This window comes from Pantoea sp. (genome assembly GCF_032114055.1).
Classification (GTDB): domain Bacteria; phylum Pseudomonadota; class Gammaproteobacteria; order Enterobacterales; family Enterobacteriaceae; genus Pantoea.
Map to the genome: position 1 here is coordinate 20,813 of NZ_DAMCTB010000017.1, position 21,243 is coordinate 42,055.

A 21,243-nucleotide genomic window follows, 5' to 3' on the forward strand; every position below is an offset into this window, starting at 1 on the left:
ACACAAGGAGAGGCGTGAGTGAGGCAGTTGCCGAGGATTTTGTTACTGCTGGTCGCAACAATCATTGTGATTGTTGCGCTGCTGGTCAGCGGAATGCGTCTGGTCATGCCGCATCTCGACAGCTATCGCAGCAACCTTCTGCAATTCATCTCCGATCGCAGCGGTGTGCCGGTCGACGCCAGCCAGCTTCAGGGCAAATGGGAGAACTTCGGCCCGACTCTGCAGGTGCGCGATCTCAGTGTCGATCTGCACGACACTGGCAGACTCTCCATCAAACGCATTAATCTCGCGCTCGACGTCTGGCAATCCCTGCTGCACTGGCGCTGGCAGTTCCGCGATCTCACCTTCTGGCAGCTCCATCTCGACAGCAATCGTCCACTGCTGGATAACGACAAAGAGAAAAACAGTTTCCGTCCGGCGCAGATCAACGAACTCTTCCTGCGTCAGTTTGACCACTTCGATCTGCGTGACAGCACCATCCGTTTCCGTACCCCCTCCGGTCAGCACGCTGAACTGGCGATCCCCCGCCTGACCTGGCTTAATGAAGATAACCGCCACCGGGCCGAAGGTGAAGTCAGCCTGTCGAGCTTTACCGGCCAGCACGGCGTGGTTCAGGTGCGGCTCGACCTCAATGACAGCAACGGTCTGCTGAACGATGGCCGGATCTGGCTGCAGGCCGACGACGTGGATATGCGGCCATGGCTGGGCCGCTGGATGCGTGACAATACCCGTCTGGACAGCGCCCGTTTCAGCCTGGCGGCCTGGGTCAGCCTGCGCGATGGCGACCTCTACGCGGGCGATCTGTTGTTGCGTCAGGGCGGCGCCAGCTGGCAGGGCGAAGCCGGACGCCATCAGATCACAGTCGATGGGCTGACCGCGCACCTGTCCCGCTTCCAGAATGGCTGGGTGGTCAACGTGCCGCAGACCCGCCTCAGCACCGACAACCAGCCCTGGCCCGCAGGCCACTTCTCGCTGTTATGGCGTCCTGAAGACAAGCAGCTGCTGGGCACCGGGAGTCAGGCGGAAGTCCGCGTGCGCGCCACGCAGCTGGTGCTGAAACACATTGCGCCGATCGTTCCGCTGTTCGCGCCGCTTTCTCCGGCGCTGTTTGAGAACTGGCAGGCGCTGCAGCCGCAGGGCACCGTCGAGGGTCTGGCGCTGGATATTCCGCTGCAGCAGCCTGAAAAAACCCGTATGCAGGTGAAGTGGCACGATTTCAGCTGGCAGCACTGGAAGCTACTGCCGGGCATCAGCCACCTCAGCGGTGAGGCGCGCGGCAGCCTGACCAATGGCCAGGTCAGCGTCAATATGGGCGCGGCGACCGTTCCCTATGGCGACATGTTTCAGGCTCCGCTGGAGATTAAAGGGGTAACCGGCGCGCTGCGCTGGCTGCGTGATGAACATGGTCTGACGCTGGCGGGCGAAAATCTGGATCTGCAGGCGCGTTCACTCCATGCGCGCGGTGACTTCCGTTATCAGCAGAACAGCGGAGGCGAGCCACGTATGGATATTCTGGCCGGTATACGGGTAACGGATGCGGGCGATGCCTGGCGCTACTTCCCGGTTCCACTGATGGGCAATGGCCTGACGCACTATCTGAGCGGGGCCGTAAAAGGTGGAAAAGTTGATAACGCTACGCTGCTGTTTGCCGGTAATCCGACCCTGTTCCCGTTTAAGCACAATGACGGTATGTTCCAGGTCTGGGTGCCGCTGCGCCAGGCCACTTACGCATTTCAGCCGAAATGGCCCGCGATCAGCAATCTCGATATCGACCTCAACTTCGTGAATGATGGCCTCTGGATGAACGCACCGGTGGCCAGGCTGGGCGAGGTAGAGGCGCGCAACGTCAGTGCGGTGATCCCTGATTATCTGAAAGAGAAGTTGATTATTGATGGCGATATCAGCGGTCAGGGCGCGCAGGTCGCGGATTATTTCCAGCAGACGCCGTTAAAACCTTCTCTGGGTGCCGCGCTGGAGCAGCTGCAAATCAGCGGACGGGTTGGCGGTCATCTGAACCTGGATATTCCGCTGGATGGCAGGCAGGTGCATGCCCGCGGCAACGTCGATCTGACGGATAACGCGCTGTTCATTAAACCGTTAAAAACCACCATTAACCTTCTCTCAGGTCGCTTCCGCTATGACAACGGCAATCTGGTCAGCGACGATTTGCGCGCGGAGTGGTTTGGTCAGCCGATGGGCGTACGTTTCAGCACCCAGGAGAACCCGGATGACTTTGGCGTCGACGTCAGCCTTCAGGGCGACTGGCAACCCGCTAAAATCCGCGAGATCCCGACCGCCGTCAGCAGAGAGCTGGGCGGACATCTGCCGTGGCAGGGTAAAGTGGGTATCACGTTGCCGCATCAGGGCGGCGTGCGGTATGACGTTGCGCTGAACGGAAATGCAAAAGAAGTAAGCAGTCGCTTACCTGCTCCCTTGGAAAAACAGGCGGGTGAGGCGATGCCTGTGACCATTCAGGCCAGTGGCGATCTGCACCATTTCGATCTCAGCGGCAGCGTTAATGGCAACCAGCGTTTCAACAGCCGCTGGCTGCTGGAGCCGACGCTGCGCGTGGATCGCGGCATCTGGCTGAACGATGCACACAAAACCCCGGCACTGCCGGATCGCGCGGGGATGGTGCTGAATCTGCCCGCGCTGGATGGCGAAGCCTGGGTGGCGATGCTGGCCGGCGGGGAGTCCGCAGGCGGACGGCAGGCGGAAAATGGCGATTTCCGGACCGGCGGCGTTACGCTGCCTGGCAACGTCACCCTGCGCAGTCCGGCGGTCACCCTGGTTGGACAGCAATGGCATGATGTCGATGCGACGCTGGCACAGAGTGCGGGCGGCAGGAGTCAGGTCAGTGTCAATGCGAAAGAGCTGCGCGGCAGACTGACTATGGCCCCTGCGGCACCGTGGCAGGTCAGCCTGGATTATCTCTATTACAACCCGCAGTGGGAAACCGGAAAGCGCGAAGAGGGTAAGGGGGCTTCTCAGCAGGCTACGAAAATCAACTTCAGTCAGTGGCCTGCTCTGCAGCTTTTCTGCAAAGAGTGCTGGGTACTCGGCCAGAAATATGGCCAGATCTCCGCAATGCTTCAGCCACGCGGAGATACGTTAGCACTTACTAATGGAAAAGTGGACACCGGCAGTTCACAGCTGAAAATCGACGGTGAGTGGGTCAATCGTCCGGGTGATCCACGCACCTCACTGAAAGGCACGCTGAAAGGGCCGAATATCAATAACGCGATCAACTGGTTTGGCATGAATACACCACTGCGCGATGCGCCTTTTAATATCGCCTACGATTTGCACTGGAAATCCGCGCCGTGGCAGCCCGCCGCAGAGACCCTGAGCGGTACTCTGAAGACCCACTTCGGTAAAGGTCAGATTGCGGATGTCAACACCGGCACGGCGGGGAAAATCCTGCGTCTGGTGAGCTTCGATGCGCTGTTACGCAAGCTGCGCTTCGACTTCAGCGACACCTTCACCAACGCCTTCTACTTTGATTCCATCAACGGTACAGCCTGGATCGAAAACGGCGTCATGCGCACCGATAATCTGCTGGTGGATGGACTGGAAGCCGACATCGCAATGCAGGGTAAACTCGACCTGGTGAAGCGTCAGATAGATATGCAAGCGGTTGTCGCGCCTGAGATATCCGCCTCGGTCGGCGTGGCAACGGCGTTTGCCATTAACCCGGTGATTGGCGCGGCCGTCTTTGCAGCCAGTAAAGTGCTGGGACCGTTGTGGAATAAAATCTCACTGCTGCGTTATCACATCAGCGGCCCGCTGGATAAACCGGAAATTAGCGAAGTGCTGCGTAAACCGCGTGAAACTGATAACAAGTGAATTTGACGCCGTACCGGAATTACCGCAGGCTATGATTATCTGAGCACATAATGAGTGAGAAACGATGACTCTGAACCTGGTAAGTGAGCAGTTACTGACTGCTAACGGCATTAATCAGCAGGACCTATTTTCCCTGTTAGGGCAGCTTTCAGAACGTCGTCTGGATTATGCCGATCTCTATTTTCAGTCCAGCTTCCACGAATCCTGGGTGCTGGAAGATAAAATCATTAAAGATGGCTCATACCATATCGATCAGGGTGTGGGCGTGCGCGCGGTCAGCGGTGAGAAAACCGGCTTCGCCTATGCGGACCAGATTACGCTGAATGCGTTGCGTCTCTCGTCTGATGCGGCACGCAGCATCGTGCGTGAACAGGGCAATGGCAAAGCCCATACGCTTTCTGCCGTGATGAACCGCTCACTTTATCCGGCGGTCGATCCGCTGAGCAGCCTGACGCGCGAAGAGAAAATTGCCCTGCTGCACCGCGTCGATAAAGTGGCCCGTGCTGAAGATCCGCGCGTTCAGGAGGTGAATGCCAGCCTGACCGGCGTTTACGAGCAGGTGCTGGTGGCGGCTACCGACGGCACGCTGGCCGCCGATGTGCGGCCGCTGGTACGCCTTTCTGTCAGCGTTCAGGTAGAAGATCAGGGCAAGCGCGAGCGCGGTGCCAGCGGCGGCGGCGCCCGAACCGGCTATGCGTTCTTCCTGGCGGATGAAAATGGCGAAGTCCGCGCTGATGCCTGGGCGCGTGAAGCGGTGCGTATGGCGCTGGTCAATCTTTCGGCGGTTGCTGCGCCGGCCGGTGCTCTGCCCGTGGTGCTGGGGGCCGGCTGGCCAGGCGTCCTGCTGCATGAAGCGGTCGGTCACGGTCTGGAAGGCGACTTCAACCGGCGTGGCACCTCTGTGTTCAGCGGTAAAATCGGTCAGCAGGTCGCGTCTGAGCTCTGTACCGTGGTGGATGATGGCACCCTTGAAGGGCTGCGTGGATCGCTGGCGATTGATGATGAGGGCGTACCGGGTCAGTACAATATGCTGATCGAGAACGGCGTACTGAAAGGCTACATGCAGGATAAGCTGAATGCGCGACTGATGGGTGTCAGCCCGACCGGCAACGGCCGTCGTGAATCCTATGCGCACCTGCCGATGCCACGCATGACCAACACCTACATGCTGGCGGGTAAATCCTCACCGCAGGACATTATCGAAAGCGTGGATTATGGCATCTATGCGCCGAACTTTGGCGGCGGCCAGGTCGATATCACCTCCGGCAAATTTGTCTTCTCTACCTCAGAGGCCTATCTGATCGAGAACGGCAAAATCACTAAACCGGTTAAGGGGGCCACGCTGATTGGCTCCGGTATCGAAGCGATGCAGCAGATCTCAATGGTGGGTAATGACCTGGCGCTGGACAAAGGCGTCGGCGTCTGCGGCAAAGAAGGGCAGAGCCTGCCGGTCGGCGTCGGTCAGCCGACCCTGAAGCTGGATAAACTGACCATCGGCGGCACCGCCTGATGTGACCTCAACAACCCGCCGCCCGGCGGGTTGTCAGCTTTTACGGTGCTGCTGATACTGTTCAGCCACCTGCTCAAAATAGCCGGTCAGATAATCGATACAGACCTGCACCTTCAGCGGTAACTTATCTTTCTCGGTGTAGAGCGCATAGACCGGACGCGGATCGGACTGATACTGCGGAAACAGAATATCAATCTCACCCGCGGTAATCTCATCAATAACCCACATCATCGGGACATAGGCGATGCCATTGCCCGACTTCAGCCAGCGCAGCAGCGTCAGCGAATCGTTGGTAACAAAGCGGCCCTGCGGGGCCAGACGAGTCACTAACCCTTCTGGTGCAATCAGCTCGAAGTTGTTATCGGGCCGCACGCTATATTCCAGCCAGGAAAAGTTGTCGATGTCACCCGGTTTCTCCGGCGTACCGTGCTGCGCCAGATAGCTTTTGGCGGCGCACACCACCATCGGCATCGCGCCAAGACGCCGTGAAAAGAGGCTGGAATCTTTCAGCGCGCCGACACGAATCACCAGGTCCAGACCATCGGCGATCAGGTCCGGCGCCGGTACGCCGGTTACCAGATTCACGCTCAGCCCCGGATATTCCCGAAGCATCTCGCTGGTCATGCCGGCTAACACGTTTTGCGCCATGGTCGAGGAGCTGCCAATCCGCAGTACGCCAATCGGCGTATTATTAAACGCATAGAGCTGTTCATGCACCTGCGTCGCTTCCGCCAGCATCCGGCGGCAGCCCTGATAGTAGATTTTGCCCGCCTCGGTCAACCCGATACTGCGGGTGCTGCGATTCAGCAGCTTGACCTGCAGCGCATCCTCCAGTTTGGCGACAATCTGACTGATTGAGGAGACGCTCAGATGAAGCTGACGCGCCGCGGCGGTGAACGAACCCAGTTCGACCACCCGGGCAAAAACGGACATACCTTTCAGTCGTTCCATTGTTTACTCTGGCTTAAAAGTGATTTAGATCACATTCTGTAGAAAATGGTTAGTAATGCACGTTATTATAAGCGGGCCGGGGTATTTTCCGGTGATTCTTCATTGCCTGATACCCCTCGATGATACGCTATTATTAAGCCAGCTGCGGTTCAGATAGCGCTGGCAGAGGGTTTTCCTGTGGCATCTGCAGAAGGCAAAGGCGTCTCCCGGCAAGGTTGAACTAAGGATTTCTGATGAGTGTGCTTCCGGTATTTGTCATGTTTGGGCTCTCTTTTCCGCCCGTTTTCATCGAACTTATTATTTCACTCATGCTGTTCTGGTTAGTGAAACGCGTGCTGACGCCGAGCGGCATCTACGATCTTGTCTGGCATCCGGCACTTTTTAATACAGCGCTTTACTGCTGTGTGTTTTACCTTGTCTCCCGTTTATTAGTCTGAGGTTTAAGTGAAAGCACTCATAAGAAAAATCGCGCGTTACGCGATTACTCTCCTGCTGGTCATCATCGCAGTGGTTATCATCTTTCGTGCCTGGGTGTTCTATACCGAATCCCCCTGGACGCGTGATGCACGCTTTGCGGCTGACGTGGTGGCGATCTCGCCCGATGTCACCGGCCTGATCACCGATGTTCCGGTACACGATAACCAGCTGGTGAAAAAGGGCGATACGCTGTTTGTGGTGGATCGGCCGCGCTATCAGAAAGCGCTGGCACAGGCTCAGGCGGATGTTGAATATTACCAGGCACTGGTCAGCGAGAAACGTCGTGAAGCCGGTCGGCGTAATCAGCTTGGCACCTCCGCGATGTCGCGCGAAGCGATTGAACAATCCAACAACGATCTGCAAACCAGCGAACATCAGCTGGCGAAATCGATGGCGACACGCGATCTGGCAGAGATCGATCTGGAGCGCACTACTGTGAAAGCGCCGTCCGATGGCTGGGTCACCAACCTGAATGTCTATCAGGGCGAGTTCATCACCCGGGGTTCAGTGGCGGTGGCGCTGGTTCAGCAGCACTCCTTCTATGTGCTTGCTTATCTGGAAGAGACCAAACTTCACGGTGTGGAGAAGGGCTTCCGTGCCGAGGTGACGCCACTTGGCAGCAACATCATTCTGCGCGGCACCGTCGACAGCGTGGCTGCCGGCGTCACCAACAGCAGCAGCTCGGTTGACAGTAAAGGGATGGCGACGGTGGACTCAAACCTGGAGTGGGTCCGTCTGGCGCAGCGTGTGCCGGTGCGCATCCGGCTGGATCAGCAGCCCGGCAATCGCTTCCCGGCAGGCACCACGGCGACCGTCGTGATCACCGGGCAGGGCGACCGCCAGCCCGGACAGGTTTCACCGCTGGCCCGTCTGCTGAATCGCCTGCGTGAGTTTGGTTAAGAGGGCGATATGATCGAGTTCCTGCGGTTCCCGGTAAAGCTCACCTTCGCGCTGGTTCTGGCGCTGATGGTGGGCTTCCATCTTAACCTCGAAACGCCGCGCTGGGCGGTGATGACCGCCGGGATTGTGGCGGGTGGCACCGCCTTTGCAGCGGGGGGCGATCCCTATTCGGGGGCGCTTCGCTATCGTGGCGTTTTGCGTATTATCGGGACCTTTATCGGCTGTATCGCCGCGCTGACCATCATGATCGCCACCGTCCGTGCGCCGGTTGTGATGCTGCTGCTGTGCTGCATCTGGGCAGGGCTCTGCGTCTGGCTCTCTTCACTGATCAAGGTTGAAAACTCCTACGCGCTGGGACTGGCGGGCTACACCGCACTGATTATTGTGGTGACCGCTGACGCCAGCGGCGGTCTGACGCTGGTGCCCCAATATGCGGTCGAGCGCTGCAGTGAGATTGTGCTCGGTATTCTGTGTGCCATCCTGGCCGATATGATCTTCTCGCCCCGTTCGATCAAAAAAGTGATCGACGCGGAGGTCGACTCGCTGCTGGTGGCGCACTATCAGCTGCTGCAGCTCTGCGTTGCCCACGGTGATAAAGAGGAGGTCGATAAAGCCTGGAGCGCGCTGGTCCGACGCACCACCGCCCTTAACAGCATGCGCAGCCAGCTGATGATGGAATCCTCCCGCTGGAAGAACAGCCATCGCCGTTTGCAGATGCTGAATACGCTGTCGCTGACGCTGATTACCCAGGCCGCCGAAACCTTTCTGATCCAGAACTCCCGCCCTGACTACATCCCGCCTCAGTATCGTCTGATGGTTGAGAAGCCCGCTACAACGGTGGAGGAGGTGCACAAGCGGATGAAGGTGATGCGGCGGGTGATGAGGGCCAGAGAGAAAACGGCCCCGGTCACGCTGAGCAGTTGGGTGGGCGCCGCAACGGAGTATCTGCTGCTGCTGAAAGGCATCCGAAGTAACAGCCGGATCACGTCGCTGGAGGAGGAGATTCTGCAGCGCGAGGTGGTGATTCAGGCGCGCTCTGCTGAAACGCATCACGCGATTATCAACGGAATCCGCACTTTCGTGGCGACCGCGCTGGGTTCACTGTTTTGGCTCTACACCGGATGGACCTCCGGCAGCGGCTGCATGGTTATGCTGGCGGTGATCACTGCGCTGGCGATGCGTATGCCGAACCCGCTGATGATGGCAAAAGACTTCCTCTACGGCATGACGGTGGCGGTTCCGCTGGGGGCGCTCTACTTTATGTATGTCCTGCCTGCCACCCAGCAGAGCGCGCTGCTGCTCTGCATCGCCATCGGGCTGCTGGGTTTTATTGGCGGCATCTTTATTCAGCGGCGTCAGCTCGGCACACTCGGCGCGCTGATTGGCACGCTCAACGTACTGGTGCTGGATAATCCGATGCAGTTTCACATTAACGTCTTTCTCGACAACGTGCTGGGCCAGGTCATCGGCTGCTTCGTGGCGATGATGGTAATCCTGCTGATCCGCGATAAATCGAAAGCGCGCACTGGCCGCAAACTGCTCAACCGCTTTATGTATGCGGCGGTGTCGGCGATGACAACCAATAAGGCCCGCCGGCGTGAGAACCATTTACCGGCGCTCTATCAGCAACTGTTTCTGCTGCTGAACCTGTTTCCCGGAGATATCAACAAATACCGTATCGCCCTGACGCTAATCATTGGTCATCAGCGGTTGCGTGACGCCGAAGTGCCGGTCAATGCCGATCTCTCGGCGTATCACCGCCAGCTACGCTACACCGCAGATCGGGTCATCTCCGCCAGCAGCGATGACAAGCGGCGTTACTACTTTGAACGTCTGCTGAAAGAGCTGGATGTCTATCAGGAGAAACTGGCCCACTACGAGGCACCTGAAAGCGTTACGGAGCCGGTCAAACGGCTGGCGCTCATGCTCGATAAATACCAGAACACCCTTATCCAGATCTGAATCCGGCCGCTGCCACCCGCAGCGGCCTGCCCAATCCCTGCCCGTCATAAAACCTGTCGCGTTTGCCAACTATACTTTCTGAACGGAAGTGTAAAACTGACAGGAGCGAATCAATGAAATCACTGCAAGAGAGCGAGCTGTTCCGGACCGGCTATTTAGCCGATGGCCAGTGGCATCAGGCGGCCGCCACTTTCGACGTCACCAATCCGGCGACCGGCGAGGTGCTTGCGCAGGTGGCGAAAGCGGGCAAAGCGGAAACGGAACAGGCTATCGCCGCCGCTGAGCGCGCCTTTCCCGCCTGGCGGGCGCTCACTGCAAAAGCACGCTCTGAAATTCTCACGCGCTGGTACCAGCTGATTATTGAGAACAAGCGCTGGCTGGCTGAGCTGATGACCATGGAGCAGGGCAAACCGGTGAAAGAAGCGGAAGGGGAAGTCGAATATGCCGCCAGCTTTATTCAATGGTTTGCCGAACAGGCGAAACGGGCGAACGGTGAGATCATTCCACCCGCCAAACCGGGCTCCCGTATCCTGGCCACCCGCGAACCGATTGGTGTGGTAGCGGCTATTACACCGTGGAACTTCCCGATGGCGATGCTGACCCGCAAACTGGGGCCTGCGCTCGCTGCAGGTTGCACCGGCATTATTAAGCCCGCCAATAACACGCCCCTCTCCGCTTTTGCGCTGCTGGCGCTGGCAAAACAGGCGGGCGTACCGGACGGCGTACTAAATGCGGTGGCCGGTGACACCCACGCCATCAGCGACGCCATCATGGCCAGCAGCGCGGTGCGCAAAATCTCGTTCACCGGTTCGACGCAGGTAGGCAAACTGCTGATGCGCAATGCCGCTGAAACCATGAAAAAAGTGTCGATGGAGCTGGGCGGCAATGCGCCCTATATCGTGTTTGAGGATGCTGACATTGATGCCGCCGTACAGGGCGCGATCGCCAACAAATTCCGTAACGCGGGCCAGGTCTGCGTCAGCGTGAACCGCTTTTACATTCACAGTGCGGTCTATGATCGTTTCACGCAGCAACTGGCGGCCGAAGTGAACAAGCTGAAGGTCGGCAACGGCATGGAGGAGGGGGTGATCGTCGGTCCCCTGATCGAAGCCTCGGCGGTGGAAAAGGTGGAGCAGCACGTTAAAGATGCTATCGCAAAAGGCGGAAAATTACTGGCGGGGGGCGAACGGCACGCTCTGGGCGGCAACTTCTGGCAGCCCACGGTGATCGCCGAAGCCCACGAAGAGATGCAGCTCGCGCAGGAGGAGACGTTTGGTCCGGTAGCCGCCTGTTTCCGCTTTGATGATGAGGCGGATGTCATTCGTCGCGCCAACGCCACGCCGTTTGGCCTGGCTGCTTACTTCTATACGCAGAATCTGCAACGGGTGTTTCGTGTCTCAGCGGCACTGGAGAGCGGCATGATCGGCATTAATGAATGTGCCGTTTCAACTGAGCTGGCACCTTTTGGCGGTGTAAAAGAGTCGGGGCTGGGCCGTGAAGGCTCGGTACTGGGTATGGAAGAGTATCTGGAGGTCAAAGCGCTCCACCTGGGCGGTTTGAACTAGCAACAAGGAACGGGCGGCAGAGGTCGCCCGCAGACGGAGCATGGGAGCGGTCAGCATGAAAATCGAGCGATTTGATTTTAATGAAATTGTCGATCAGGCCCATTTTTTTCGCCAGTTCAGCGAGCGATTTGCGCTGGAAGAGCGCCGCATCTGCGATCTGGATGGATTATGGGATGTAGTGACTGGCGACCTGTTACCTGTACCGCTGGAGATTGAATTTATCAATCTGGGCAGAGGGCAGCGACGACGTTACGGTGCGCTGATTCTGTTATTTGATGAAGCGGAAGAGGAACTGGAAGGGCAGCTTCACTTTAACGTCAGATGAAAAAAGGCCCCGGAGAGCGGGGCCAAAGGGTTCGTCAACGTCTGACGAGGAATTACTTATAGAGCTGTGCGGTGATGTGGTAGTTATCACCGGTGCGTGCCTCGATGACTTTATAGGCGCTGGCACCCTGCGCATCGGCTTTCTGAGAAAGCTCAGTACGGTAATCCATTGGCGCACCCGCCGTACCACTGATGGTTACGGTTCCCGCAGGCTGCAGACTCTGTGTCTGATCGCCGGTTATCAGCTGAGCGGCAGATGCGCCGAACGCCATAACGGAAAGCAGGCTGACTGTCGCGATGGTTGTTTTGATATTCATGTCAATCTCCTCAATATAGTCAACAACCTGCGGTTAATCGTAAAGGCGGGTCGTCGATATTTTCAACGCCGTTCAGGCGTCATCATGGCCGGTTATTTATAAAGTTCAGCGGTAATATGCCAGGTGTTATCCTGGTTATTTTCGATGATCCGATAGTGACCGGCACCCTGAGCATCCGCTTTCTCTGAAAGCACCTGACGAACATGCGTCTGGTCACCGTTGCGGCCGCTGATGCTGATGGTCTGGTTCATCGGCTGCAAACCCTGCGCCTGCTGACTGGTCACCAGACTGGCAGCGCCTGCGCCCATTGAGATCAGGGAAAGGCCAAGGGCGGCAATCGCTAATTTCATTTTCATCATCAACTCTCCTGCAATATCTGTTTCTGCTCTCCAGTGCGACAGCGTACGTATCAGGCAGAGAGCGACTGGCTTTACCGGACTACGCCTTAGTTATAAAGCGCGGCGGTAGCGTGATAGTTGCCATTGTTATAAGCCTCGATCACGCGATAGGCTTTTGCGCCCTGCTGATCGGCTTTATCACTGAGCTGCTGACGGATATCCATCGGTGAGCCAGCGACGCCGCTGACGCTGATGGTGCCTGCAGGCTGAAGATTCTGTGCCTGGTTGGCATCGATAGATTCTGCTGCTACAGCACCAAATGAAAATGCAGAAAGGATGCTCAGGGTAGCGATGGTAGTTTTAACGTTCATAGATATTTCCTCGTCGTCTATTTTTATCTTTCTGGTTTGTGTGATTTGCGTCACGAAAAGAAGTATAGAACTAATAACGATAGAAATTAATACCCCGCTAATAATGTTTTTTTGTGATACTTTATCCTTATGGCTACTTTTAATAACCCTATGTTATAAAAACCGATTAAAAAACAGCCTTTATGTTGCTTTTAATTGCAAAAACAGTGATATAGATCACTTTAACTTTTAGTGCGAAATGCAGGGGTGTTTCGGGCTGGGATTTGATCGGGATCCGGGCGATGGCGCCGGATTAATGATGTAAGGCAGCGTAAAATAGCGCAGAAAGTGAAGAAAAGGATGATTCCTGCCTGCAGGCGGAGTGGGTAATGCGTCTGCCTGGGCGCGGACGGTCCGTAACCTGAAAACCGCTGGCAGACAAAAGACGCTGACGGCCCGGTCTGTACCGGAAGCCGTCAGTCTGCCATCAGAGCTCCTGCTCAAACAGGTTGAGAATGGCGCTGTGCAGTTGCTTTACGGTGAAGTCGCGCGCACGGGTAATAAAAATCGTATCATCGCCAGCAATCGTTCCCAGAATCCCTTCCGATTTACCCAGCGAATCCAGCAGGCGGGCAATCAGCTGTGCGGCGCCCGGGCTGGTGTGAATGACTACCAGAGCGTCGTTGTAATCGATATCCAGAACCAGGTTTTTCAGCGGGCTGGTGGTGGTTGGTACGCCCAGCTCTGCTGGCAGGCAGTAAACCATCTCCATTTTGGCATTGCGGGTACGCACGGCGCCAAACTTAGTCAGCATGCGAGAGACTTTGGACTGATTGATATTTTCAAAGCCTTCATCCTGCAGCGCCTGAACAATTTCGCCCTGGGAACTGAATTTTTCTTCTTTTAATAAGGCTTTAAAAGCCTTGATCAGATCGTCTTGTTTCGATGGGTTTCGCATAGGTTACCAGTATAGAGAGAAAATAACCGCGCATCCGCCCGCGGCAGAGTGGTGATTATGCATTTAAATGAATTTTTATGCAATCGTTCAATTGATGAGCGGAGGTCAGGCGGCTGGCGGGCGGCGATAATAGCAAATAAATCCGCTCAGACCAAAACCCCCGTCACAACCGCAAAAAGCGAAGGTTGCAAAGTTGTTATATTATTGGTGGTGTAGTAACAGAAAACGCACGCAGCCGTTCTCTGTCTGACGACGGCAAAGTTGTCGGTCATTCAGGCGTCATGATAAGTAACTTTTAAAATCCGGAGATTAAGTGCGAAAGCACGTAGAATTAATAGCGGATAATTATCATTGCCTGAGCAGTTGATTAAGGTCTGACACAGATAGAATTTCGGCCCATCTCTGCCCCACCTTAATAAGGAGTTAAGAATGAAAGTTGCCGTTCTCGGTGCCGCTGGCGGCATAGGCCAGGCGCTCGCACTTCTGCTCAAAACCCAGCTTCCTGCAGGTTCAGAACTCTCACTGTATGACATCGCGCCGGTTACACCTGGCGTTGCCGTTGACCTCAGTCATATTCCGACTGCCGTCTCTGTTCAGGGATTCAGTGGTGAAGATGCCACACCGGCCTTACAGGGCGCGGACGTGGTTCTGATCTCCGCGGGTGTTGCCCGTAAGCCCGGTATGGACCGCGCAGATCTGTTCAATGTGAATGCCGGTATCGTTCGTAATCTGATTGACCAGGTGGCAACGACAGCGCCTAAGGCGTTGATTGGCGTTATTACCAATCCGGTCAATACTACGGTAGCCATTGCAGCAGAAGTACTGAAAAAGCACGGTGTTTATGACAAAAATCGTCTGTTCGGTGTCACGACGCTCGACATCATCCGTGCCAACACCTTTGTGGCGGCACTGAAGGGCAAACAACCTGATGAGGTTGAAGTCCCGGTCATTGGTGGCCATTCAGGCGTGACGATTCTGCCGCTGTTATCTCAGGTTCATGGCGTCAGCTTCAGCGATCAGGAGGTTGCCGATCTAACCCAGCGAATTCAGAACGCCGGAACTGAAGTGGTGGAAGCCAAAGCGGGTGGCGGATCGGCGACCCTGTCGATGGGTCAGGCCGCTGCCCGTTTCGGTCTGTCTCTGGTGCGGGCGCTGAATGGCGAGCCAGAGGTGGTGGAGTGTGCCTATGTGGAAGGCGAGGGCGAACATGCGCGCTTCTTCTCCCAGCCGCTGCTGCTGGGTAAAAACGGGATTGCGGAACGCAGGCCGATTGGCACGCTGAGCGCGTATGAACAGCAGGCGCTCTCCGGCATGCTGGAGACGCTGAAGAAAGACATTGCTCAGGGTGAAGCTTTCGTTAAGCAGTAACGCATCGCACAGAGTGAAAACGCCCGGCTCAGCCGGGCGTTTTGCATTACAGACCGCCAGATTTATAGGCGCGGGCGGCCGGTGTGCCGTTGCTGGCAGGCAGCTTCTTACCCAGGGTTTCCATCCGCATCTGGAAAGGCGGGAACGGCATCTCAATACCGTGCTGATCGAATCCACTCAGAATCAGCTGATGCAGCTCATGACGCAAAGGCATCCGATGCCCCATCTCTGCGGCATGCACGCGCAGTTCAAACAGCTGAATACCCTGTTGCAGATCCACGAGGAAAGCTTCCGGTTGTGGCGTGTCCAGCACATAGCTGCAGCGTTCAGCCGCCTGTATCAGAATGGTGGTAACCTGTTCGCTGCTGACTTTGGCCGGGGCCGGAATAGTAAGCACGACGCGCGTGACAGAATCGGACAGTGACCAGTTAATAAACTGCTCAGTGATAAAGGCTTTGTTCGGCACGATAATCTCTTTGCGGTCCCAGTCGGTAATGGTGGTCGCGCGGGTATTGATCCGGGTGATACTGCCGGTCAGGTCCCGAATCGTCACGGTATCGCCGATGCGAATCGGCTTTTCAAACAGAATAATCAGACCAGAGATAAAGTTGGCAAAAATCTCCTGCAGGCCAAATCCCAGCCCAACACCCAGTGCCGCAACCAGCCACTGCAGCTTCGACCACTCAATCCCTATCATGGAGAACCCAATCAGACCGCCAACCAGCAGCAGCAGATATTTGGTCAGGGTAGTAATGGCATAGCCTGTGCCGGGTGTCAGATTAAGATGCTGCAGCAGCGCCAGTTCGAGCAGCGCTGGCATATTGCGCACCAGCTGGGTGGTGATAATAAACACCAGAATGGCGATGAGCACCGCGCCAAGGGTGATCGGCTGAATCGACTCCACGCCCTGTACGGAAGTACTGACATCCCACAGCTGAATATTTTCCAGAAAGCCGAAGGCGGAGTGAATTTCCGACCAGAGCACAATCACAGAAACCAGGGCGATTAGCGTCAGGAGAGAACGCACCAGCCGCAATGACTGGGCGCTAATCGCATCCAGATCGATGACAGGTTCTTCGATTTCAATCGCATCTGTGTTCTGCGTGCCTTGCTCTTTCTCTTCTTCGCTGCGCGCCCGGTTGGCCAGCATATCGGCACGGCGCTGACGGGCCCGGTCAAAGCCCAGCCGGCGCCGCTGAATCAGCATCCAGCGGCGGATGATGTAATAGATAACCAGCAGCAGGAACCAGATGGCGACAGAGGTTTCAAGCCGCGCCAGCAGCGCCTGCGCGGTCGCCAGATATCCTACAGCGGAGGCAAGGGCCGCCATCAGCGGCATGGCGATCATCAGGTTCCACAACATCCGATTCACGATGTTCTCGCCATTTCCCTCTTTATCAAGATAGAGCGGAATACCGGAACGCTTCAGACTCACGGTGACAATGCTGATTGCTCCGCAGATCAGAATGAAGCAGAGACGGCCCAGCGATGCGGAGAACTGGCGATCTTCCAGATTACCCAGGGCGATAAGTAACATGATCAGCGGCACAATCAGGCCGATGCTCAGCGAGTAGTAGCGCATGGCGCGTGCTACCCGGTTCTGCGGCCAGCGGAAATGCACGATAAACAGGCCATTAGGACGGGCAAAGGCGGCGCTGATCATAAAGACCCACAGCAGGGGCAGTGTGGCGGTAATGCCATCACCAATCGCCACGGCGATAGGGTAGGGCCAGGCGTTCTGCAGGCCATAACCCAGCGCGCCCCACAGCACCGGCAGCGGCAGCGCCACCAGAATCGACCAGAATACCGTCCGGATGGTCAGGCGGAAGCGATCCTGTGTCACCTTACCCACTTTGCTGGCGGAGCGCGCAAGAAACGCATTAAAGTGACGGCGTGAGCTGATGCTGAAGCCGACCAGCAGCAGGGCGCCAATAATTGGCAGCACCGAATGGCGGCTGGTAAACATCATCGCCATCGCTTTGCCAAGCTGCCCCAGGGTGTCCAGCGACAGCAGACGGGAAAGATCTTTCGCCAGGTCCAGCGGATAGCTCAGGCTAATCGGGCTGACATCGGCGGTCCAGAACAGGTAGCGGTGGGTCGCCTCTTTGACTTCGGTTAGCGCATCCTGCAGCTGGGTATTGCCAACTTTCAGCTTAGTGATCTCCAGGATTAGCGTGTCGCAGCCGGAGATCAGGGAGTTAAGCAGCTCACGCTGAGTGCGGAGCTGGGCATCGAGAATACGTTTCTGATCGGCCGTGTAGGCCTGGCCATCAGCCTGGTGTCCTTTGCGCAGGGACGCCTGGCGCTCCAGCAGATCCTCGTAATAAAGGCGCTGGACGCGAAGCTGCGCCATCTCATTATCGATCTGCTGGGATTTTGGCATTTCCGGCAGACGCGCAACCTGGGCCCGCAGCGCCTCCCCCAGCAGATTCGAGGCACCGAGCCACTGCGACTGTTCGCGCAGGGTAGAGAGCGCCTGGCGGACCTGAATAATCTGGTTGGTGGCAAGGCGCTGCTGCGACGCCACCAGATCCATGCGCTGCGCCTGCTGATTCAGCGCACCAGAGAGTTCGCGGTTGACCCGGAACTGATCGCTGATCGCTGGCGGCAGATCGCCACTGTTTTCGGCCAGCTGTTCGGTGCGCGCCAGCGCCACTTCTGCCTCACGCTGCCGCTGGTCGTTAAGCTGATTGCGCAGCGCCTGCAGATAGTTATCCAGCTGCGTTGCTTTTCGCTGATGGACCTCCGCCCGCATCCGCGCCAGCTCCTGACGGTTATTGGCCGAGAGCTGCGCGAGTTCAAGTTCATCGACGCGCGCTTTATTGGCGGCGTTTTCGGCCTGGCGGGCCGCCAGTTGCAGCTGACCCTGAGGTGACGTACTGCTGACACCCTGTAATCGGCGTTCGCTCTCCGTCATCGCCCGGCGGGCGTCGGTCTGCTGCTGTGGCAACTGAGATAAAGAATCACTGATTTCCCGCGCCCGATCCTGCTCCTGCCGCGCCTGCCGCCCCTCTTCCAGCAACTGTCTGCTGACCTGCAGGATTTCCTGATCCAGCTCGGCGCTGCTCATGTTGCTGCGTACCGTTTTCCCGCTGTCGTTCAGTGCCGCAATCTGCTGGCGCAGCTCACGCGCCAGGCGCGGAAAGTCGTCAATAACCTGCTGGTATTGCGCGGCGCGCTCCAGGGATTCATCGCGTTCAGAGAGGAAATTCAGGGCAGCTTCGATCGTCTGGATCTGCTCCGCCTGCGTCGGGGAGCTTTTCGCTGATTTGATCTCTTCCAGCTGCTGTTTCAGCTGGCTGGCGTCAGGAAGGCTGGCCGCAAAGGCCGGGCTGCTGAGCCAGAGGCTCAGCAGCAGGAGGAGAATGGGGCGCACAGGACTCTCACTTTAGTCTGTGGTGATGTCAGAGATGTCTGTGGCGACCGGCAGCGCAATCGCCAGCGGCTGGCCGAGACGGGTTTTGCTTTCTGCTTCCAGACTTTCCGCCAGTTTGACGCGGCCCGGCGCGAACAGGTTGATCACGGTTGAGCCGAGTTTAAAGCGGCCCATCTCCTGACCTTTCAGCAGGACTACCGCGCCTTCATCTTCGGCTGCCGGATAGTGCCAGCGTTTGATCACACCCTCACGCGGTGGTGTGATGGTGCCCGCCCAGACGGTTTCGATGCTGCCGACGATAGTGGCACCCACCAGGATCTGCACCATCGGGCCAATGTCGGTTTCGAAGTAACAGATCACGCGCTCATTGCGGGCAAACAGGTTCGGGATATTACGTGCGGTCAGCGGATTAACTGAGTAAAGATCGCCAGGCACATAGATCATTTCACGCAGGATGCCGTTGCACGGCATGTGGACACGGTGATAATCACGTGGGGCCAGGTAGGTGGTAACAAACTCACCCTCCACAAAGCGGGCTGCCATGCGCTCATCGCCCGCCAGCAGTGCTTCCAGAGAGTAGTGATGACCTTTCGCCTGGAAAATCTGATCGCCATTAATATGACCGAGCTGGCTGATTGCGCCATCGGCGGGCAGGGCGATCAGGCTGGCGTCGGCATCGACCGGACGCGCATCATCTTTCAGCGGACGAACGAAAAAGTCATTGAAGGTGCGGTAGCTGGCCGTGTCAGGCTTGCGCGCTTCCGCCATGTCGACCTTGTAAAACCAGACAAAGATGTCAATGACCAGTTTGGTCAACCAACCACCGCGGCGACTGGCGCCCCAACCGGCAAGTTCAGTCAGCCATTTCTTCGGGAGAATATGATTCAAGCCGAGTTTTAAACGATCAAACACCTTAGCCTCCTGGCTATTTATGACGTTACAAAAAAAGGGGGCGGATTGTAGCAGTGCCCCGTTCAGATCGCGACTATATACGATTTCCGGCACGCTGCACGTTCCTTGTGCATGACTGGAATGCATTTCGCAAAATTCAGCGGCAGATGGCGCAGAAGCGGTTATACCGATTAACTCTCACCGTCTGGGAAATTTTTACGCGTTTTTACCTGCGCCATGCTCTCCAGGATACGGTGGTAGTTATCGAATCGGGAGCGGTTGATTTTTCCCTCTTCGACCGCTTCGCGAATGGCGCAGCCCGGATCGCTGCCGTGCTTACAGTCGCGGAATTTACACGCGCCCAGAAATGCACGGAATTCGACAAAACCACGGGTAACCTGTTCCGGCTCCAGATGCCATAAGCCGAATTCACGCACGCCCGGAGAGTCGATCACGTCACCGCCGTGCGGGAAGTGATAGAGCCGTGAGGCCGTGGTGGTGTGCTGGCCCAGCCCCGAGCCATCGGACACGTCGTTGGTCAGGATGGCGGACTGCTCATCCTTGTCAAAGCCGAGCAGGGCATTCAGCAGGCTCGATTTCCCCACGCCCGACTGACCGGCAAAGATACTGACACGGTCAGTTAACGCCGCTTCCAGATCGGCCAGGCCATTTTTCGCCCGGCTGGAAACCATCACCACGCGATAGCCAATCTGGCGATAGATATCCATCTGCTGGTCAACGCGAAGACGCGCCTCATCATCCAGCAGATCGGTTTTGTTCAGGACCAGCAGCGGTTCGATCTCCAGCGTTTCGCTGGCCACCAGATAACGATCAATAATATTCAGTGACAGCTCCGGCAGGATGGCGGAGACGATAATAATCTGGTCGATATTCGCCGCCATCGGTTTCACGCCGTCGTAAAAATCGGGGCGGGTCAGGACGCTGGTACGTTCATGTACGGCTTCAACGATACCCTTGCCGCCGCTGGTTGCCGGACGCCACAGCACCCGATCGCCCGTGACCAGCGAACGGATAGTCCGGCGGATGTTGCAGCGGTGGGTGACGCCTGCGCTATCCTCAACGTCAGCGTGCATGCCAAAACGGCTGACAACGACCCCATCTGCAGCTTCACCAAACAGGTTGTCATCCGCTTCCGGACGCTCTCTGCGCTGGTTAAGACGGCGATCGTGGTTTGCACTTACGCGGCGTTGTTGGCCCTTCGACAGTTTATTTTTACTCACTCACCCTCACAGCGTTAGCCAGATTTCGCCCGGCTGGGCAAAACGTCTATGATACACCTTATTCATTGTGAATGACGACTATAGCAACCGCAGGAAACAGCATGGCTACTGGAAATGAACAGAATCTGATCTGGATTGATCTTGAGATGACCGGGCTCGATCCGACACACGATCGCATTATTGAGATTGCGACCCTGGTGACTGACGCTAACCTGAACATTCTGGCGGAAGGGCCGGTCATGGCCGTTCATCAGTCGGATGAACAGCTGGCGCTGATGGATGAGTGGAATGTCCGTACCCACACCAACAGCGGTCTGGTGGCACGGGTCAAAGAAAGTAAGATTGACGATCGCGCAGCGGAGCTGGCAACCATCGAATTTCTGAAACAGTGGGTGCCGGCCAATACTTCGCCGATCTGTGGCAACAGCATCGGGCAGGATCGCCGCTTCCTGTTTAAATATATGCCCGAGCTGGAGGCGTATTTCCACTATCGCTATCTGGATGTCAGTACGCTGAAAGAGCTGGCCCGTCGCTGGAAACCGGCGATTCTGCCAGGCTTCAAAAAAGGCAATACACACCAGGCGCTGGATGATATCCGCGAGTCTGTAGCGGAGCTGGCTTACTACCGCGAGCACTTCCTGCAGCTTTAACCGACAAGAACCGGTAAGGGGTGCACATGAAATCGCCACATTGATGATTTAATCGGCAAACGCGCAGAAAGCGAAAATTTTTGCTTTCAGACGCTTGCAGCAGAAACGATTTCTCGTATAATGCGCACCCCGTACCGGTGAAGAATTTTGTAACGGTACAAGGCGCGGGAATAGCTCAGTTGGTAGAGCACGACCTTGCCAAGGTCGGGGTCGCGAGTT

General features: G+C 56.8%; 17 protein-coding genes. 9 read left to right on the top strand and 8 right to left on the bottom strand.

Annotated elements, in window-relative coordinates:
* The first annotated feature begins 18 nt into the window (after window positions 1–18).
* Both yhdP and tldD read left to right on the top strand, forming a co-directional pair.
* Window positions 19–3,846, top strand: coding sequence for an AsmA2 domain-containing protein YhdP (gene yhdP / locus RT657_RS18935; protein ID WP_313656318.1), 3,828 nt, complete (start codon window positions 19–21; stop codon window positions 3,844–3,846).
* A gap of 64 nt (window positions 3,847–3,910) precedes the next feature.
* Window positions 3,911–5,356 (top strand): metalloprotease TldD, encoded by a 1,446-nt coding sequence (tldD, locus tag RT657_RS18940; protein WP_313656320.1) that lies wholly within the window; start codon window positions 3,911–3,913, stop codon window positions 5,354–5,356.
* Window positions 5,357–5,389: 33 nt separating this feature from the next.
* Here tldD and aaeR read toward each other — a convergent pair whose 3' ends face one another.
* Entirely contained in the window at window positions 5,390–6,307 is a 918-nt protein-coding gene (gene aaeR, locus RT657_RS18945) for an HTH-type transcriptional activator AaeR (protein ID WP_313656322.1), read from the bottom strand.
* Between the two features lie 233 nt (window positions 6,308–6,540).
* On the opposite strand from aaeR, the gene aaeX reads away from it, so the two are divergent.
* The 5 genes from aaeX to RT657_RS18970 all read left to right on the top strand — a co-directional run bounded on the left by aaeX (window position 6,541) and on the right by RT657_RS18970 (window position 11,536).
* On the top strand, window positions 6,541–6,744 hold the full coding sequence (gene aaeX / locus RT657_RS18950; protein ID WP_003855277.1) for a p-hydroxybenzoic acid efflux pump operon protein AaeX: 204 nt from the start codon (window positions 6,541–6,543) through the stop codon (window positions 6,742–6,744).
* 7 nt (window positions 6,745–6,751) lie between these two features.
* On the top strand, window positions 6,752–7,684 hold the full coding sequence (aaeA, locus tag RT657_RS18955) for a p-hydroxybenzoic acid efflux pump subunit AaeA (protein WP_313656323.1): 933 nt from the start codon (window positions 6,752–6,754) through the stop codon (window positions 7,682–7,684).
* A gap of 9 nt (window positions 7,685–7,693) precedes the next feature.
* The gene (aaeB, locus tag RT657_RS18960) at window positions 7,694–9,646 is read left to right on the top strand and encodes a p-hydroxybenzoic acid efflux pump subunit AaeB (protein WP_313656324.1); all 1,953 of its coding nucleotides are present in this window, start codon (window positions 7,694–7,696) and stop codon (window positions 9,644–9,646) included.
* Between the two features lie 113 nt (window positions 9,647–9,759).
* The gene (locus tag RT657_RS18965) at window positions 9,760–11,211 is read left to right on the top strand and encodes an NAD-dependent succinate-semialdehyde dehydrogenase (protein ID WP_313656325.1); all 1,452 of its coding nucleotides are present in this window, start codon (window positions 9,760–9,762) and stop codon (window positions 11,209–11,211) included.
* 55 nt (window positions 11,212–11,266) lie between these two features.
* Complete coding sequence (locus RT657_RS18970) at window positions 11,267–11,536, top strand: hypothetical protein (RefSeq protein ID WP_313656326.1); 270 nt, start codon at window positions 11,267–11,269, stop codon at window positions 11,534–11,536.
* A 52-nt stretch (window positions 11,537–11,588) separates the two neighbouring features.
* Here the strand turns inward: RT657_RS18970 and yhcN (RT657_RS18975) are convergent, their stop codons facing one another.
* The 4 genes from yhcN (RT657_RS18975) to argR all read right to left on the bottom strand — a co-directional run bounded on the left by yhcN (RT657_RS18975) (window position 11,589) and on the right by argR (window position 13,498).
* Complete coding sequence (gene yhcN, locus RT657_RS18975; protein ID WP_313656327.1) at window positions 11,589–11,852, bottom strand: peroxide/acid stress response protein YhcN; 264 nt, start codon at window positions 11,850–11,852, stop codon at window positions 11,589–11,591.
* Between the two features lie 92 nt (window positions 11,853–11,944).
* Window positions 11,945–12,208 (bottom strand): YdgH/BhsA/McbA-like domain containing protein, encoded by a 264-nt coding sequence (locus RT657_RS18980; RefSeq protein ID WP_313656337.1) that lies wholly within the window; start codon window positions 12,206–12,208, stop codon window positions 11,945–11,947.
* Window positions 12,209–12,297: 89 nt separating this feature from the next.
* Window positions 12,298–12,561: a peroxide/acid stress response protein YhcN gene (gene yhcN / locus RT657_RS18985; protein ID WP_313656328.1), complete on the bottom strand. Its 264-nt coding sequence runs from the start codon at window positions 12,559–12,561 to the stop codon at window positions 12,298–12,300.
* A gap of 466 nt (window positions 12,562–13,027) precedes the next feature.
* On the bottom strand, window positions 13,028–13,498 hold the full coding sequence (argR, locus tag RT657_RS18990) for a transcriptional regulator ArgR (RefSeq protein WP_009087485.1): 471 nt from the start codon (window positions 13,496–13,498) through the stop codon (window positions 13,028–13,030).
* Window positions 13,499–13,927: 429 nt separating this feature from the next.
* Here argR and mdh point away from each other — a divergent pair, with 429 nt between their 5' ends.
* Window positions 13,928–14,866 carry a malate dehydrogenase gene (mdh, locus tag RT657_RS18995; RefSeq protein WP_313656329.1) on the top strand — a complete coding sequence of 313 codons (939 nt, stop codon included), beginning with the start codon at window positions 13,928–13,930 and terminating at the stop codon, window positions 14,864–14,866.
* A 46-nt stretch (window positions 14,867–14,912) separates the two neighbouring features.
* Here the strand turns inward: mdh and mscM are convergent, their stop codons facing one another.
* The 3 genes from mscM to rsgA form a co-directional block, all read right to left on the bottom strand.
* The gene (mscM, locus tag RT657_RS19000; RefSeq protein WP_313656330.1) at window positions 14,913–18,242 is read right to left on the bottom strand and encodes a miniconductance mechanosensitive channel MscM; all 3,330 of its coding nucleotides are present in this window, start codon (window positions 18,240–18,242) and stop codon (window positions 14,913–14,915) included.
* A gap of 12 nt (window positions 18,243–18,254) precedes the next feature.
* Window positions 18,255–19,154, bottom strand: coding sequence for an archaetidylserine decarboxylase (asd, locus tag RT657_RS19005; RefSeq protein ID WP_313656332.1), 900 nt, complete (start codon window positions 19,152–19,154; stop codon window positions 18,255–18,257).
* A 170-nt stretch (window positions 19,155–19,324) separates the two neighbouring features.
* Window positions 19,325–20,374 (bottom strand): small ribosomal subunit biogenesis GTPase RsgA, encoded by a 1,050-nt coding sequence (gene rsgA, locus RT657_RS19010; RefSeq protein ID WP_313656333.1) that lies wholly within the window; start codon window positions 20,372–20,374, stop codon window positions 19,325–19,327.
* A 101-nt stretch (window positions 20,375–20,475) separates the two neighbouring features.
* On the opposite strand from rsgA, the gene orn reads away from it, so the two are divergent.
* Window positions 20,476–21,024, top strand: coding sequence for an oligoribonuclease (gene orn / locus RT657_RS19015; RefSeq protein ID WP_313656334.1), 549 nt, complete (start codon window positions 20,476–20,478; stop codon window positions 21,022–21,024).
* The last annotated feature ends 219 nt before the right edge of the window (window positions 21,025–21,243 follow it).